Source organism: Sphingomonas sp. 2SG, assembly GCF_005503285.1.
Lineage (GTDB): Bacteria > Pseudomonadota > Alphaproteobacteria > Sphingomonadales > Sphingomonadaceae > Sphingomonas > Sphingomonas taxi.
Window position 1 is genome coordinate 1 of record NZ_SCMZ01000037.1, and the last position, 14,493, is coordinate 14,493.

General features: G+C 67.9%; 14 protein-coding genes. 12 read left to right on the forward strand and 2 right to left on the reverse strand.

Going from position 1 to position 14,493, the window contains the following annotated elements:
• Positions 1-185: 185 nt before the first annotated feature.
• Positions 186-1,106 (reverse strand): TraB/GumN family protein, encoded by a 921-nt coding sequence (locus tag FFS23_RS14385; protein ID WP_137899143.1) that lies wholly within the window; start codon positions 1,104-1,106, stop codon positions 186-188.
• Positions 1,107-1,201: 95 nt separating this feature from the next.
• Here FFS23_RS14385 and FFS23_RS14390 point away from each other — a divergent pair, with 95 nt between their 5' ends.
• The 12 genes from FFS23_RS14390 (at position 1,202) to FFS23_RS14445 (ending at position 14,184) form a co-directional block, all read left to right on the forward strand.
• Positions 1,202-2,071, forward strand: a complete 870-nt coding sequence (locus FFS23_RS14390; protein WP_171009503.1) for a glycine--tRNA ligase subunit alpha — start codon at positions 1,202-1,204, stop codon at positions 2,069-2,071.
• A 160-nt stretch (positions 2,072-2,231) separates the two neighbouring features.
• Positions 2,232-4,457, forward strand: coding sequence for a glycine--tRNA ligase subunit beta (gene glyS / locus FFS23_RS14395; protein WP_137899144.1), 2,226 nt, complete (start codon positions 2,232-2,234; stop codon positions 4,455-4,457).
• 76 nt (positions 4,458-4,533) lie between these two features.
• Complete coding sequence (gene ppdK / locus FFS23_RS14400) at positions 4,534-7,191, forward strand: pyruvate, phosphate dikinase (protein WP_137899145.1); 2,658 nt, start codon at positions 4,534-4,536, stop codon at positions 7,189-7,191.
• Positions 7,192-7,343: 152 nt separating this feature from the next.
• Positions 7,344-8,051 carry a CoA transferase subunit A gene (locus FFS23_RS14405; protein WP_137899146.1) on the forward strand — a complete coding sequence of 236 codons (708 nt, stop codon included), beginning with the start codon at positions 7,344-7,346 and terminating at the stop codon, positions 8,049-8,051.
• A complete protein-coding gene (locus FFS23_RS14410; RefSeq protein ID WP_137899147.1) occupies positions 8,048-8,998 on the forward strand; it encodes an HAD family acid phosphatase in 951 nt (316 codons plus the stop codon). The genes FFS23_RS14405 and FFS23_RS14410 overlap by 4 nt, the downstream gene beginning before the upstream one ends.
• The gene (locus tag FFS23_RS14415; protein WP_171009504.1) at positions 8,995-9,318 is read left to right on the forward strand and encodes a DUF5076 domain-containing protein; all 324 of its coding nucleotides are present in this window, start codon (positions 8,995-8,997) and stop codon (positions 9,316-9,318) included. The genes FFS23_RS14410 and FFS23_RS14415 overlap by 4 nt, the downstream gene beginning before the upstream one ends.
• Entirely contained in the window at positions 9,318-9,968 is a 651-nt protein-coding gene (locus tag FFS23_RS14420; protein WP_137899149.1) for a CoA transferase subunit B, read from the forward strand. Before FFS23_RS14415 ends, FFS23_RS14420 begins: the two co-directional genes overlap by 1 nt.
• Positions 9,969-10,021: 53 nt before the next feature.
• Positions 10,022-10,273 (forward strand): hypothetical protein, encoded by a 252-nt coding sequence (locus FFS23_RS14425; RefSeq protein ID WP_137899150.1) that lies wholly within the window; start codon positions 10,022-10,024, stop codon positions 10,271-10,273.
• 11 nt (positions 10,274-10,284) lie between these two features.
• On the forward strand, positions 10,285-10,971 hold the full coding sequence (locus FFS23_RS14430) for a glutathione S-transferase family protein (protein WP_137899151.1): 687 nt from the start codon (positions 10,285-10,287) through the stop codon (positions 10,969-10,971).
• A 67-nt stretch (positions 10,972-11,038) separates the two neighbouring features.
• Entirely contained in the window at positions 11,039-12,478 is a 1,440-nt protein-coding gene (gene leuC, locus FFS23_RS14435) for a 3-isopropylmalate dehydratase large subunit (RefSeq protein WP_137899152.1), read from the forward strand.
• Positions 12,479-12,593: 115 nt separating this feature from the next.
• On the forward strand, positions 12,594-13,223 hold the full coding sequence (gene leuD / locus FFS23_RS14440) for a 3-isopropylmalate dehydratase small subunit (RefSeq protein WP_137899153.1): 630 nt from the start codon (positions 12,594-12,596) through the stop codon (positions 13,221-13,223).
• Positions 13,186-14,184, forward strand: a complete 999-nt coding sequence (locus tag FFS23_RS14445) for an NADPH:quinone oxidoreductase family protein (RefSeq protein WP_171009505.1) — start codon at positions 13,186-13,188, stop codon at positions 14,182-14,184. Before leuD ends, FFS23_RS14445 begins: the two co-directional genes overlap by 38 nt.
• Before the next feature lie 3 nt (positions 14,185-14,187).
• Here FFS23_RS14445 and FFS23_RS20170 read toward each other — a convergent pair whose 3' ends face one another.
• Positions 14,188-14,325, reverse strand: a complete 138-nt coding sequence (locus tag FFS23_RS20170) for a hypothetical protein (protein ID WP_169742544.1) — start codon at positions 14,323-14,325, stop codon at positions 14,188-14,190.
• Positions 14,326-14,493 lie beyond the last annotated feature (168 nt).

A 14,493-nucleotide genomic window follows, 5' to 3' on the forward strand; every position in this document is an offset into this window, starting at 1 on the left:
GGGTGTGGGCGGCGGCGGGCGGAGCGTCCTGTCGAGGCTCGTAACCTCACCTGAATACATCCGTCACCCCGGACTCGTTCCGGGGTCTACCGGGCCACAGGCGCTCGCTCACACTTCCAGCGGCTCTCCTCGCCGCGGAGTGGACCCCGGAACAAGTCCGGGGTGACGGGGCATTTGAGGCGGCGTCAGTATTTAACCCGTTCGGCCTTCACGCTCAGCTTAGCCAAGTGCGCCTGCACCGACTCCGGTCCCGCGAGATGCCCGGCGCCGACCGCGACGAACACCGTCCCCGGCCGCGTCATGCGCTGCTTGATCCACGCCGCCCAGCGCGCGTTGCGGTCGGTGAGGAGGACCTTGGCGACCTCGGGCGAGCTTTTCAGCTCGTCGTTCATCTCGCGGGCGAGCGCGTCGGGGTCGCCCTTCGCCCAATCGTCGACCATCGACGCCATCTGGTCGTTCAGCTTCGGCAGTTCGTCGACCGTGCTGACGAGGAAGTCGAGCTGCGCCTTGTCCGACAGGCTGCCGAAAAAGCCCAATTGCTGTTCGGGCGTCTCCAGCCCGGTCAGCGGCTTGTTCGCCTGTTTCGCCGCGGCGGTGATGACCTGTTCGGGGCCGTTGTCGCTGTCATAGCCGAGCTTCGACAAGGGCGCGACCGAGAGCTGCGTCGCCGCCAGCCACGGTTTGAACGTGTCGAGCGCGTTCGCAGGCAGGCCGAGGTCGGTCACCGCCTTGGTGAAGGCGGCGCGCTTGGCCTCGGGCAGGCGCTGGGTCAGCGGCGGCGTGCCGGGCGCGGCGACGCCGGTCGCCTGCACCAGCCCCTGCATCGCCGCGGCGTCGGGCATGACGATCTCCAGCTTGACCTCGTCCGACCGGTCGAACGCGGTCTTCACCGCCTCGTCGAACCAGGTGAGGCCCGGCTTGAGCACGTGGATCGTGCCGAACAGATACACCGTCGTGTCCTTGTCCTTCACCACCCAGAGCGCCGGATCGGCGTCGTTGGCGGCGCGCGCCGGCTGGGCGGGCTGCTGCGCGCAGGCGGGGAGCGACAGGCAGAGCGCGAGCGCCGACAAAGCTGGCCGCAGGGCGGGCCGAAGGGTTCGTATCATGCGGGGACGCTATCCATCAGTAAGTCCGGCGCCATAGCTAATGCCGCGCCGCACCACTTGCTAGACGCGGCCTCATCGGCCAAAGCCTCGGGACGATGGCCGCCACACCGCTTTCCTTCCAGAAGATGATCCTGACGCTCCACGACTATTGGAGCGACCGGGGTTGCGTGATCCTCCAGCCCTATGACATGGAGATGGGCGCGGGGACGTTCCATCCGGCGACGACGCTGCGCGCGTTGGGGCCCGATACGTGGAACGCCGCCTTCGTCCAGCCGTGCCGCCGGCCGACCGACGGCCGCTATGGCGAGAATCCCAACCGGCTGCAGCATTATTACCAATATCAGGTGATCCTGAAGCCGTCGCCGCCCGACCTGCAGGAGCTGTATCTCGGCAGCCTCGCGGCGATCGGCGTCGACATGACGCGCCACGACATCCGCTTCGTCGAGGACGATTGGGAATCGCCGACGCTGGGCGCCTGGGGGCTGGGCTGGGAAGTCTGGTGCGACGGCATGGAGGTGACGCAGTTCACCTATTTCCAGCAGATGGGCGGGTTCGACATGAAGCCGGTCGCAGGCGAGCTGACCTACGGGCTCGAACGGCTGGCGATGTATATCCAGGACGTCGACAACGTCTACGACCTCGCGTTCAACGACAGCGGCGTCACTTATGGCGACGTCTTCCTCGAGAACGAGCGGCAGATGTCGACGTGGAATTTCGAGGTCGCCGATACGGCGTCGCTGTTCGACCTGTTCAGGAAGGCCGCGGCGGAATGCGAGAACAGCCTCGCCGCCGGGCTGCCGATCCCGGCCTATGAACAGGCGATCAAGGCGAGCCACACGTTCAACCTCTTGCAGGCGCGCGGCGTGATCTCGGTCGCCGAGCGGCAGGCCTATATCGGCCGCGTCCGCGACCTCGCCAAGGGCGCCTGCGCGGCGTGGATGGACAAGAACGGATGGGCGGCGTGAGCGGCGTCCGCGCCGCAAGGCGCTGCAAAGACAATATGTTCACGCGAAGGCGCGAAGACGCGAAGAGGTTGCGTGTCGGCGAAGCCTCTTCTTCCCTTCGCGGCTTCGCGTCTTCGTGTGAACCCAATCTTCTTGGAAGCCGCTGCGCGGCGATGGCCCGATGACCGATTTCCTGCTCGAACTTCGCTCCGAAGAAATCCCTGCGCGGATGCAGGACAAGGCGCGCGACGATCTCGCGCGGCTGTTCGCTGCCGAGCTGGGCAAGGCGGGGCTCGCCGCCGGATCGCTCGTCACCTATGCGACGCCGCGGCGGCTCGTGCTGATCGCGCGCGACCTGCCTGCCGAGACGCAGGCGGTGTCCGAGGAGCTGAAAGGCCCCAAGGCGAGCGCGCCGCCGCAGGCGCTCGAAGGCTTCCTGCGCAAGACGGGGCTGACCCGCGAGCAGCTCGTCGAGCGCGACGGCGTGCTCTATGCGGTGACCGACAAGCCCGGCCGGGCAACGACGGCGGTGCTCGCCGAGGCGATTCCGGCGATCATCCGCGGCTTTCCGTGGCCCAAGTCGATGCGCTGGGGCGCGACCTCCGCCTCGACCGAGTCGCTGCGCTGGGTGCGGCCGCTGCATGGCATCGTCGCGCTGTTCGGCGAGGAGCTGGTCGAGATCGAGATCGCCGGCATCCACTCCGGCTTCGCGACTTTCGGGCATCGCTTCCACCATCCGGGGCAGATCACGATCGGCTCGGCGGCGGATTACGTCGAGAAATTGCGCGCCTGCCACGTCATCGTCGATCAGGACGAGCGCCGTGCGCTGATCCGCACGCGCGCCACCGAGCTGGCCGCCGGGGCGGGGCTGGCGCTGGTCGAGGACGAGGGGCTGGTTTCGGAGAATGCCGGGCTGACCGAATGGCCGGTGCCGTTGCTCGGCCGCTTCGACGCCGACTTCCTCACCGTGCCGCCCGAGGTGATCCAGCTCACCGCGCGGGTGAACCAGAAATATTTCGTCTGCCGCGATGCGGACGGCGCATTGGCCAACGCCTTCGTCTGCACCGCCAATATCGAGGCGACCGACGGCGGTGCGCAGATCGTCGAGGGCAATCGCAAGGTGCTCGCGGCGCGGCTGTCCGATGCGCGCTTCTTCTACGAGACCGATCTCAAGACGCCGCTCGACTCGCAGGCGGCGAAGCTGGCGAACATCGTCTTCCACGAGAAGCTCGGCACGGTCGCTGACAAGGTCGATCGCGTGGCGAAGCTGGCGCGGTGGCTGGTCGAAGAGGGGATCGTCCAATCTCCCTCTCCCCTTGTGGGAGAGGGAAGGGGCCCGCTCGCGTCAGCGAGTGGGAAGGGTGAGGGGGATAGCGCATCCCTGACCACTCCCCCTCACCCTTCCGCGCCTTCGGCGCTCCCTCCAGCGTCGGGTCGGCCATGCTCCCAGCATGGCCTAGACAGCGCGGGGCGCTGTCTACCCGACGCTCCCACAAGGGGAGAGGGAATGACGCTCGCCGATAGGGCGGAGCGGGCGGCGCGGCTCGCCAAGGCGGACCTCGTCACCGGCATGGTCGGCGAATTCCCGGAGTTGCAGGGCCTCATCGGCGGCTATTACGCTGCTGCGCAGGGCGAACCGCGGGAGGTCGCCGAGGCGGTGCGCGACCATTACAAGCCGGTCGGGCAGGGCGACGACGTGCCGACCGCGCCGGTGACGGTGGCGGTGTCGCTGGCGGACAAGCTCGACAGCATCACGCAGTTTTTCGCTGCCGACCTGCGGCCGAGCGGGTCGAAGGATCCGTTCGCGCTGCGACGGTCGGCGCTCGGCGTGGTCGCGCTGATCCTCGACAATCGTCTGCGCTTTCCGCTCGGCCGGGTGGCGGATCGTGCGGTGCTCGATTTCTTTGCCGACCGCCTAAAGGTCCAGCAGCGCGAAGCCGGCGTCCGTCACGATCTGATCGACGCGGTGTTCGCGCTCGGCGGCGAGGACGATCTCGTCCGGCTGCTCGCCCGCGTCCGCGCCTTGCAGGCGTTCGTCGCGACCGAGGACGGCGCCAACCTGCTCGCCGGCTACAAGCGCGCGGCCAATATCCTCAAGAAGGAAGGCCATGCGCCCGGCGGCGACGGCGTGGTGCAGGCGTTCGGCTATACCCCCGAACCCGCCGAGGCCGCTTTGATCGATGCGCTCGACGCGGCCGAGCCCGCCGCCGCCGCGGCGGTCGCGGCGGAGGATTTCGAGGGCGCGATGGCGGCGCTCGCGTCGCTGCGCGCGCCGATCGATGCGTTCTTCGAGGGCGTGATCGTCAACGATCCCGATCCCGCCAAGCGCGCCGCGCGGCTCGCGCTGCTGGACCGGGTGCGCGCGGCGGTGCATGCCGTCGCCGATTTCTCGAAGATCGAGGGATAGCGACACCTTTCTCAGGCGTACGATATGCTTACCATCCTCCCCGGGGCAGGCATCAGACCGTAGCTAAGGACCAGCGATGACCCAATACGTGTACCGTTTCGGTGGCGGCGTTTCGGACGGCGGGAAGGGCGACAAGAATCTGCTCGGCGGCAAGGGCTCGAACCTTGCCGAGATGGCGTCGATCGGCCTGCCGGTGCCGCCGGGCTTCACCATCTCGACCGCGATGTGCACGACCTATTACGACGAGGGCGAGCAATTCCCGCAAAGCCTGCGCGATGAGGTGGCGCAGGGGATCGCGCATATCGAGGGGATCACCGGCAAGAGCTTCGGCGATGCGGCCAATCCGTTGCTCGTCTCGGTGCGCTCGGGCGCGCGCGTGTCGATGCCGGGGATGATGGACACCGTCCTCAACCTCGGGCTCAACGATGCGACGGTCGAGGGGCTCGCTGCCAAGTCGGGCGACGAGCGGTTCGCGTGGGACAGCTATCGCCGCTTCATCCAGATGTATGCCGACGTGGTGCTCGAACTCGATCACGGCGCGTTCGAGGAAGCGCTAGAGATCGCCAAGGAAGACAACGGCTTCACGCTGGATACCGAGCTGAGCGCGACCGACCTCAAGGCGCTGGTCGCCGAATATAAGGGGCTGGTCGAGACGGAATGGGGCAAGCCCTTTCCGCAAGACGTGCACGACCAATTGTGGGGCGCGGTCGGCGCGGTGTTCGGCTCGTGGCAGTCGGAGCGGGCGAAGGTCTATCGTCGCCTGAACGACATTCCCGCCGACTGGGGGACCGCGGTCAACGTCCAGGCGATGGTGTTCGGCAATATGGGCGAGACGTCGGCGACCGGCGTCGCCTTCACCCGCGATCCGTCGAAGGGCGACCGCGCCTATTATGGCGAATTCCTCATCAACGCGCAGGGCGAGGACGTCGTCGCCGGCATCCGCACGCCGCAATATCTGACGAAGGCGGCGCGCGAGGAGGCGGGCGCCAAGCCCGCGTCGATGGAAGAGGCGATGCCCGAAGTCTATGCCGAGCTGGCGGCGGTGTTCGACCGGCTCGAGACGCATTATCGCGACATGCAGGACATCGAGTTCACCGTCGAACAGGGCAAGCTCTGGATGCTCCAGACGCGCTCGGGCAAGCGGACCGCCAAGGCGGCGCTGAAGATCGCGGTCGACATGGCGAACGAGGGGCTCATCACCCGCAACGAGGCGATCCTGCGCGTCGATCCGATGGCGCTCGATCAGCTCCTCCACCCGACGCTCGATCCCGATGCGCCCCGCGACGTGATCGCCAAGGGCCTGCCCGCCTCGCCGGGTGCCGCCTCGGGCACCGTCGTGTTCGACGCCGACACCGCCGAGAAGCGCAAGGCGGCGGGCGAGTCCGTCATCCTCGTCCGCGTCGAGACCAGCCCGGAAGACATTCACGGCATGCATGCCGCGACCGGCATCCTCACCGCACGCGGCGGCATGACCAGCCACGCCGCGGTGGTGGCGCGTGGCATGGGCCGGCCGTGTGTTTCGGGTGCGGGATCGCTGTCGATCTCGGCCAAGGACAAGGTGATGAAGGTCGCGGGCCGCGAGGTGCGCGAGGGCGACACGATCACGATCGACGGCACCAGCGGCGAGGTGATGTTCGGTTCGGTCGCGACGGTGCAGCCCGAACTGGCCGGCGATTTCGGCGTGCTGATGGAATGGGCGGACGGCGTGCGCCGGCTCAAGGTCCGCGCCAATGCCGAGACGCCGCTCGACTGCCAGACCGCGCGCGATTTCGGCGCCGAGGGCGTCGGCCTGTGCCGTACCGAACATATGTTCTTCGACGCCGACCGGATCACCGCGGTGCGCCAGATGATCCTCGCGCAGGACGAGACGGGCCGCCGTGCCGCGCTGGAGAAACTGCTGCCGGCGCAGCGCAGCGACTTCACCGCGATCTTCGAGGTGATGGCGGGCCTGCCGGTGACGGTGCGGCTGCTCGACCCGCCGCTGCACGAATTCCTGCCGCACGAGGAAAATGAATTCGCCGAGGTCGCCGCGGCGGCGGGCGTCGCTATCGACGAACTGAAGCGTCGCGCCACCGAGCTGCATGAATTCAACCCGATGCTCGGCCATCGCGGCTGCCGGTTGGGCGTGACCTATCCGGAGATCTACGAGACGCAGGCGCGTGCGATCTTCGAGGCGGCGCTCGACGTCGCGGAGAAGTCGGGGAAGGCGCCGATTCCGGAAGTGATGATCCCGCTGGTCGCGACCAAGCGCGAGCTCGACCTGATGAAGGCGGTGGTCGACAAGGCGGCGCAGGTGGTGTTCGCCGAGCGCGGCAAGACGATCGACTATCTGGTCGGGACGATGATCGAGCTGCCGCGCGCGGCGCTCAAGGCGGGCGAGATCGCCGAGACTGGCGAGTTCTTCTCGTTCGGCACCAACGACCTGACCCAGACGACTTTGGGCGTCAGCCGCGACGATGCGGCGCGCTTCCTTGGCTCCTACGTGGAGCAGGGCATCTACGCCAAGGACCCGTTCGTCAGCCTCGATATCGAGGGCGTCGGCGAGCTGGTGCAGATGGCGGCGGATCGCGGCCGTGCGACCCGGCCGGACATCAAGCTCGGTATCTGCGGCGAGCATGGCGGCGATCCGGCGAGCATCGCCTTCTGCGAGAAGGTCGGCCTCGATTACGTCTCGGCCTCGCCGTACCGCGTGCCGATCGCACGGCTGGCGGCGGCACAGGCGGCGCTGAAGTAAGCGTCAGTGCTCCTGCGAACGCAGGAGCCCAGGGTCGCGGGCGTCGCGCTGCGTGGCTCTGGGTTCCTGCGTGCGCAGGAACACGGGGTCTCGATTGACGCTGCGGCGCCCGTCCCGCTATCGCCGCGGCAAAGACAGGAGAGTCACGGGCGATGAACAAGCTCTATCCCGATGCGGCGGCGGCGCTCGACGGCCTGCTGCACGACGGCATGACGATCTGCGCGGGCGGCTTCGGCCTGTGCGGCATTCCCGAACGGCTGATCGACGCGATCCAGGCATCGGGCGTCACGGGCCTGACCATCGCCAGCAACAATGCCGGGATCGACGGCGAGGGGCTCGGCAAGCTGCTGCGCACGCGGCAGGTCAGGAAGATGATCTCCAGCTATGTCGGCGAGAACAAGGAGTTCGAGCGGCAATATCTGAGCGGCGAGCTGGAGGTGGAATTCTGCCCGCAGGGGACGCTCGCCGAACGCTGCCGCGCCGGTGGCGCGGGCATCCCCGGCTTCTATACGAAGACCGGCGTCGGCACGTTGGTGGCCGAGGGCAAGGAGGTGAAGAGCTTCGACGGCGAGGACTATATCCTCGAACGCGGCATCCGCGCCGACCTGAGCATCATCAAGGGCTGGAAGGCGGACGAGAGCGGCAACCTCATCTTCCGCAAGACCGCGCGCAACTTCAACCAGCCGATGGCGACCGCGGGCAAGGTGTGCGTCGCCGAGGTCGAGGAAGTGGTGCCGGTCGGCAGCCTCGATCCCGATCATATCCATCTGCCCGGCATCTATGTGAAGCGGCTGATCGTCGGCGCGCCGTACGACAAGAAGATCGAGTTCCGCACGGTGCGGGCGCGCGAGGCGGCGTGATGCGGCGGGCGGGATTCGCGCTGGCGGCGGCGGCGCTGCTGGCGGGCTGCGGCGGCAAGCGCACGCATGTCGCGACGCTGCCGGCGCCGGGCCAGACCTATACCGCCGACGGCAAGGTGGTGCGGATCACCGGGCTGACCGCGCTGCCGCCGCCGACCGGCGCGGCCACTGGTGCGGCCGTCGCCGATGCGCGGGCGGTGCCGCCGCAATTCCAGTATCTCTACGGTTCGGCGGAGGCGGCGGCGCTGAGCCGGCAGGCGTTCCGTGCGCTCGTCTCCTATGCCAGCTATCGCCGCGCGGCGGGCGACAGCGTCGTGCTCAGGCCGGGGGCGACGCTCGCCGCGCCGCAATGGCAGGCGTGCGAGGGCAAGCCGCGCGCGGCGGTGTTCGACGCGGACGAAACGGTGGTGCTCAACCTCGGTATCGAGGCGCTGGCGGCGCGCGATCCCGCCGCGCCGTTCGATCCGGCGCAATGGGCGCGCTGGGAGCGGACCGGCGCCAAGGCGGTCGCGCGGGTGCCGGGCGCGGTCGAGGCGTTCGCCGCGCTGCGTGCCGCCAACATCACGGTCATCATCAACAGCAATCGCGGCGCCGCCACCGCCGCCGGCACGGTCGCCGGGCTGAAGGCGGCGGGGCTGGGCGATTTCACGCCCGGCACCGACCTGTTCCTGCGCGACGGGCCGAGCGGCAAGGACGCGCGCCGCAGCGCGATCGCCGCGCGCTATTGCGTCGTCGCGATGGCGGGCGACCAGCTCGGCGATTTCAGCGACCTGTTCAACGCGATCCCCTCCGCCGCGGAGCGCCGCCGTGCCGCCGACAGCGGCGCGATTGCCGATCTGTGGGGCAACGGCTGGTTCGTGCTGCCCAACCCGGTCTACGGCAGCGGGCTCAAGGGCGGGTTCGACGAGGTGTTTCCCCTCGACAAACGCTGGAGCGATACGCCGTGAAACCGTCGAAGCCGCGCGCCATCCCCTTGTCCGCCATCCCCAACCTCGGCGCCAGATCGGCCGAGGTGGCGCGGATCTGGATCACCGACCGGTCGGGCTCGACCGTGGTGATCGATGCCGGCGTGCTCGGCGACGCCGAGATGTTCGGCGTGCTGATGGCCGACACGATCGGCCACGCCGCCAAGGCGCATGCGCAGGCGCTCGGCCTGGCCGAAGAAGAAGCGGCGGCACTGATCTGGCGTGGTCTCGATGGCGCGCGCCCCGACCTCGATCCCGACGCCGTCGCGAAGATCGCCAACCATCCCGGAGGACTGAACTGATGGCCACGCAAGCGAAGGGCTGGGATCGCAACCAGATGGCGGCGCGCGCCGCGCAGGAGCTGCGCGACGGCTATTACGTCAACCTCGGCATCGGCATCCCGACTTTGGTCGCCAACAATATCCCCGCCGGGATCACGGTGACCTTGCAGTCGGAGAACGGCATGCTCGGCATCGGGCCGTTCCCCTATGACGACGAGGTCGATCCCGACCTCATCAACGCCGGCAAGCAGACGATCAGCGAATTGCCGCAAAGCGCCTATTTCGGCAGCGAGCAGAGCTTCGCGATGATCCGCGGCGGGCATATCGATCTGACGGTGCTCGGCGCGATGGAGGTGAGCGAGGGCGGCGACATCGCCAACTGGATGATCCCCGGTAAGATGATCAAGGGGATGGGCGGCGCGATGGACCTCGTCGCCGGGGTCAAGCAGATCATCGTCGTGATGGATCATAATGCCAAGGACGGCAGCCCCAAGTTCATCCCCGCCTGCACGCTGCCGCTGACCGGCAAGAACGTTGTCGACATGATCGTCACCGACCTCGCCGTGTTTCGGCGGCCGGATCACCAGTCGCCGTTCCGGCTGATCGAGCTGGCGCCGGGCGTGACCGCGGACGAGGTGGCGGCGAAGACGACGGCGCATTATGATCGGTGAATGATCCGGAAGGATGACATTCCGCGCTGGCGGCGGTCGAGCGTCGTAACGTCATGTCGCATACCTACGATGCCAACGCCTGTCGCGTTTTGATCGCGGATATCGGGACGATGTTCCTGCCGATGATGGTCGAGCTGGTCGCGACCTTGCGGCGATATGCCGTGCCGTCGTTCGATGCCGTCGATCTCGCTGCGTCGCTGCCGTTCCGTCCCGTCGCCGGTCTGCCGGAATGGTATCGTCCACGCGAACCGGCGGAGGGCGTCGCCGCTATAAGACGAGATGGTGCGACCGCGCCATCCGGATAGGATTTGCAGCCATGGGTTACGTGCTGATCACCGCCAATCGCAATTATTCGAGCTGGTCGCTGCGGCCGTGGGCGTTGATGACCGCGCTCGGCATTCCGTTCGAGGATCGGATCGAACCCTTTACGGCGGCAAATAACTGGGAGGCGTTCCGCGCCTTTTCGCCAAGCGGGCAGGTGCCGGTGCTGGTCGACGGCGATCGCACGATCTGGGACTCGCTCGGCATCACATTGTATCTCGCCGAGCGGCACGACGGCGTCTGGCCGCGGGACGAGGCGGCGCGCGCCTGGGCGATGTGCGCGGTGACCGAGATGCATGGCGGCTTTTCGGCGCTGCGCAACGAGCGGATGATGAACATCGGCGTTCGGGCGACTCCGCATCCGGCGTCGTCGGCGCTGGATCGCGATGTTTCGCGGATCCAGGAATTATGGGCGGAAGGGCTCGATCGCTTCGGCGGTCCGTGGCTGGCGGGGGATCACTTCACCGCGGTCGATGCCTTTTACGCGCCGGTCGCGTTTCGCGTGCGGACCTTCGGGATCGACGTTGGCGATGCCGGAAGTCGCTGGTGCGAAAGCCTTTTCGCGCATCCCGCGATCAAGGCATGGGAAGCGGCGGCGCTAGCGGAAACATGGCGCGAGCCGGCGCATGAACACGAGATGCGCGCGTGCGGCACGGTCTTCGAAGATCATCGCGCGTTTTAATATCACAGGCAACAATCTGTCGCGCAGGCTTTCGCTCGCGCATCATTTCCGTTAACGGGCGCGCATCATGGCTTCCCGACCGCAAACGCTGTACGAAAAGATCTGGGCTGCTCATGTCGTCGAACGGCGCGACGACGGCACCTGCCTCATCTATATCGACCGGCACCTCGTCCATGAGGTGACCAGCCCGCAGGCGTTCGAGGGGCTTCGCGTTGCCGGGCGGCGCGTGCGGCGGCCCGAGCTGACGCTCGCGGTGCCCGATCACAACCTGCCGACGACGCCGCGCGTCGATGCCGCCGGGCGGATGCTGCCGATCGCCGATCCGGAAAGCGCGCAGCAGCTCGATGCGCTGCGCCGCAATACCGCCGAATTCGGTGTCGACTATATCGATGCGACCGCGGCGGAGCAGGGCATCGTCCATGTCGTCGGGCCGGAACTGGGCTTCACTCTGCCCGGCACGACCCTGGTGTGCGGCGACAGCCATACCTCGACGCATGGCGCCTTGGGCGCTCTGGCGTTCGGCATCGGCACCAGCGAGGTCGAGCATGTGCTCGCGACGCAGACGCTGCTGCTCAGCCAGTCGAAGACGATGGAGGTGCGCGTCGACGGCACGCTCGGCTTCGGCGTCAGCCCCAAGGACGTGATCCTCGCGATCATGGGGCGGATCGGCGCGGCGGGCGGCACCGGCCATGTCATCGAATATACCGGCGAGGTGATCCGCGCCATGTCGATCGAGGGGCGGATGACCGTCGCCAACATGTCGATCGAGGGCGGCGCGCGCGCCGGGCTGGTCGCGCCCGACGACGTGACCTTCGCCTATCTGAAGGGGCGGCCGATGGCGCCGCAGGGCGAGGCGTGGGACAAGGCCGTCGCCTGGTGGCGCAGCCTCGCCACCGATCCGGCGGCGACCTACGACAAGAGCGTGGCGCTCGACGCGACCGACATCGCGCCGGCGCTGACCTGGGGAACGAGCCCCGAAGACGTCGTGCCGATCACCGGCGTCGTGCCCGAACCCGACAGTTTCGCCGATCCCGCCAAGCGCGCGGCGGCACAGCGTAGCCTCGACTATATGGGGCTGACGCCGGGGACGGCGATGCAGGACGTTCCCGTCCAGCACGTCTTCATCGGCAGCTGCACCAACAGCCGGATCGAGGATCTGCGCGCCGCCGCCGCGGTCGCCGAGGGGCGCCATGTCGCCGACGGCGTGCGCGCGATGGTCGTGCCGGGATCGGGGCTGGTCAAGCGGCAGGCGGAGGCCGAGGGGCTCGACCGGGTGTTCGTGCAGGCCGGCTTCGAATGGCGCGAGCCGGGCTGTTCGATGTGCCTCGCGATGAACCCCGATAAGGTGCCTGCGGGGGAGCGGTGCGCGTCCACGTCGAACCGGAATTTCGTGGGTCGACAGGGACCTGGCGCGCGCACACACCTGTTGTCGCCAGCCATGGCGGCGGCGGCGGCGGTGACCGGGCGGCTCGCCGACGTACGGGATCTGATGGGAGCGACGCGATGAAGAAGGTATTGGTATTGCTGGTGGCGGGCGCGATGATGAGCGGCGTCGCCGCCTATGTCGCGGGCGCGCGCGTCCTCGCGCATCCGGTCAAGACCGAACGCTAGAAGGCGCCGACATGCAGCCCGTCACGACCGTTACCGGCACCGCCTATCCCTGGGGTGCCAAGAACATCGACACCGACATCATCATCCCGGCGCATTGGCTGAAGACCATCACGCGCTCGGGGCTGGCGCGCGGCGCGTTCGAGACGGTGCGCGCGCAGCCGGGCAACGTTTTCGACGACCCGCGTTATGCCGGCGCGCCGATCCTGATCGCCGGCGACAATTTCGGCTGCGGATCGAGCCGCGAACATGCCGCCTGGGCGCTCGCCGACATGGGCGTGCGTGCGGTGATCGCGCCGAGCTTCTCCGACATCTTCTCGGGCAATGCGTTCAAGAACGGCATCGTGCCGGTCGTGCTGCCGCAGGAGGCGGTGGATCGTCTCGTCGAGGTGGCGAAGGAGCAGCCGGTCACCGTCGATCTCGAGACGATGACGGTGACGACACCCTATCAGGACCGGTTCGCCTTCGACCTCGATCCGTTCCGCCGGCAATGCCTGATGGAGGGGCTGGACGAGATCGGCCTGACGATGGCAAGGGATACCGCGATTTCGAAATTCGAGGGCGCGGTGGATCAACATCGCCCCTGGATCGCGAGCAGGAGCGGTTATGCGGGCATTGCTGTCGACGGCGTCGGGCGGACCTGACACTCTAGAACTCACCGAGCTGCCCGATCCGCAGCCTGCAAAGGGGCAGGTGCGCGTCGCGGTCAAGGCCTGCGCGATCAACTATCCCGACGTCCTGATCATCGAGGACAAATATCAGTTCAAGCCGCCGCGCCCGTTCGCGCCGGGCGGCGAGATTGCGGGCGTGATCGACGCGCTCGGCGAAGGCGTCGGCGATTGGCAGGTCGGCGACCGCGTGATGGGGGTGATCGGTCATGGCGGCCTCGCCACCAGCATCGTCACCGAGCCGCAGCGGCTCTATCGCCTACCCGCCGAGCGCGACTTCGCCGAGGGCGCGGCGCTGATCCTCACCTATGCGACGACGATCCATGCCTTGCTCGACCGCGGGCGGTTGCAGGCGGGCCAGTCGCTGCTGGTGCTCGGTGCGGCCGGCGGCGTCGGGCTGGCGGCGATCGAACTCGGCAAGGCCTATGGCGCGCGCGTCGTCGCGGCGGTGTCGTCGGAAGAGAAAGCGGCGGCGGCGACCGCCGCGGGCGCGGACGAGACGATCGTCTACGGTCGCGCGCCGTTCGACAAGGAGGCGTCGAAGGCGCTCGCCGAACGGTTTAAGGCGGCCGGCGGGCGCGGCGGGTTCGATGTGATCTACGATCCGGTCGGCGGCGATTATGCCGAGCCGGCGCTGCGCGCGATCGGCTGGGAAGGGCGCTATCTCGTCGTCGGCTTTCCGGCCGGCATCCCGAAGCTGCCGCTCAATCTGACGCTGCTCAAGAGCTGCGATGTCTGCGGCGTGTTCTGGGGCGCTTTCGCGGCACGCGATCCACAGGCCAATGCGGCGCATGTCGCGCGGCTGTTCGAATTGTGGCGCGACGGGAAGATCGCGCCGAAGGTCACCGAGACCTTTCCGCTGGAGCGCGGCGGCGACGCGATCGCGAAGATGGCGGCGCGCGGCGCGATCGGGAAGCTGGTGGTCGCGGTCGGCTGACGGTCAGCGGATCGCGAAGAAGATCGCGAGCATCAACGCCCAGAGCAACAGCGATATCGCCGATCCGACGACGATGCCGGTGAGCGGCGCGGCGCGGGTGGGCTGCGAATGGCCTCCGGCGGGGACGGGCCTCTTGATCATGATCCTTCTCCTGCGGTCGAGCGGGGTGCTCGCCCTCACATAGTTATCGCATCGTTAACTCTTTTGTTCCGAACGACTTATGTCCGGCACGGGGACTGCGGTTCCGGGCATCCGTTGCGCGTGCGCAGACGCGCCCCTATGTGCGGAGGAGCAAAAAACGGGGTGAGT

Bases quoted from the DNA above. Each gene is read 5' to 3' on its own strand.
- FFS23_RS14385 (WP_137899143.1), bottom strand. From the start codon at position 1,106: ATGATACGAACCCTTCGGCCCGCCCTGCGGCCAGCTTTGTCGGCGCTC.
- FFS23_RS14390 (WP_171009503.1), top strand. From the start codon at position 1,202: ATGGCCGCCACACCGCTTTCCTTCCAGAAGATGATCCTGACGCTCCAC.
- glyS (WP_137899144.1), top strand. From the start codon at position 2,232: ATGACCGATTTCCTGCTCGAACTTCGCTCCGAAGAAATCCCTGCGCGG.
- ppdK (WP_137899145.1), top strand. From the start codon at position 4,534: ATGACCCAATACGTGTACCGTTTCGGTGGCGGCGTTTCGGACGGCGGG.
- FFS23_RS14405 (WP_137899146.1), top strand. From the start codon at position 7,344: ATGAACAAGCTCTATCCCGATGCGGCGGCGGCGCTCGACGGCCTGCTG.
- FFS23_RS14420 (WP_137899149.1), top strand. From the start codon at position 9,318: ATGGCCACGCAAGCGAAGGGCTGGGATCGCAACCAGATGGCGGCGCGC.
- FFS23_RS14425 (WP_137899150.1), top strand. From the start codon at position 10,022: ATGTCGCATACCTACGATGCCAACGCCTGTCGCGTTTTGATCGCGGAT.
- FFS23_RS14430 (WP_137899151.1), top strand. From the start codon at position 10,285: ATGGGTTACGTGCTGATCACCGCCAATCGCAATTATTCGAGCTGGTCG.
- leuC (WP_137899152.1), top strand. From the start codon at position 11,039: ATGGCTTCCCGACCGCAAACGCTGTACGAAAAGATCTGGGCTGCTCAT.
- leuD (WP_137899153.1), top strand. From the start codon at position 12,594: ATGCAGCCCGTCACGACCGTTACCGGCACCGCCTATCCCTGGGGTGCC.
- FFS23_RS14445 (WP_171009505.1), top strand. From the start codon at position 13,186: ATGCGGGCATTGCTGTCGACGGCGTCGGGCGGACCTGACACTCTAGAA.
- FFS23_RS20170 (WP_169742544.1), bottom strand. From the start codon at position 14,325: ATGATCAAGAGGCCCGTCCCCGCCGGAGGCCATTCGCAGCCCACCCGC.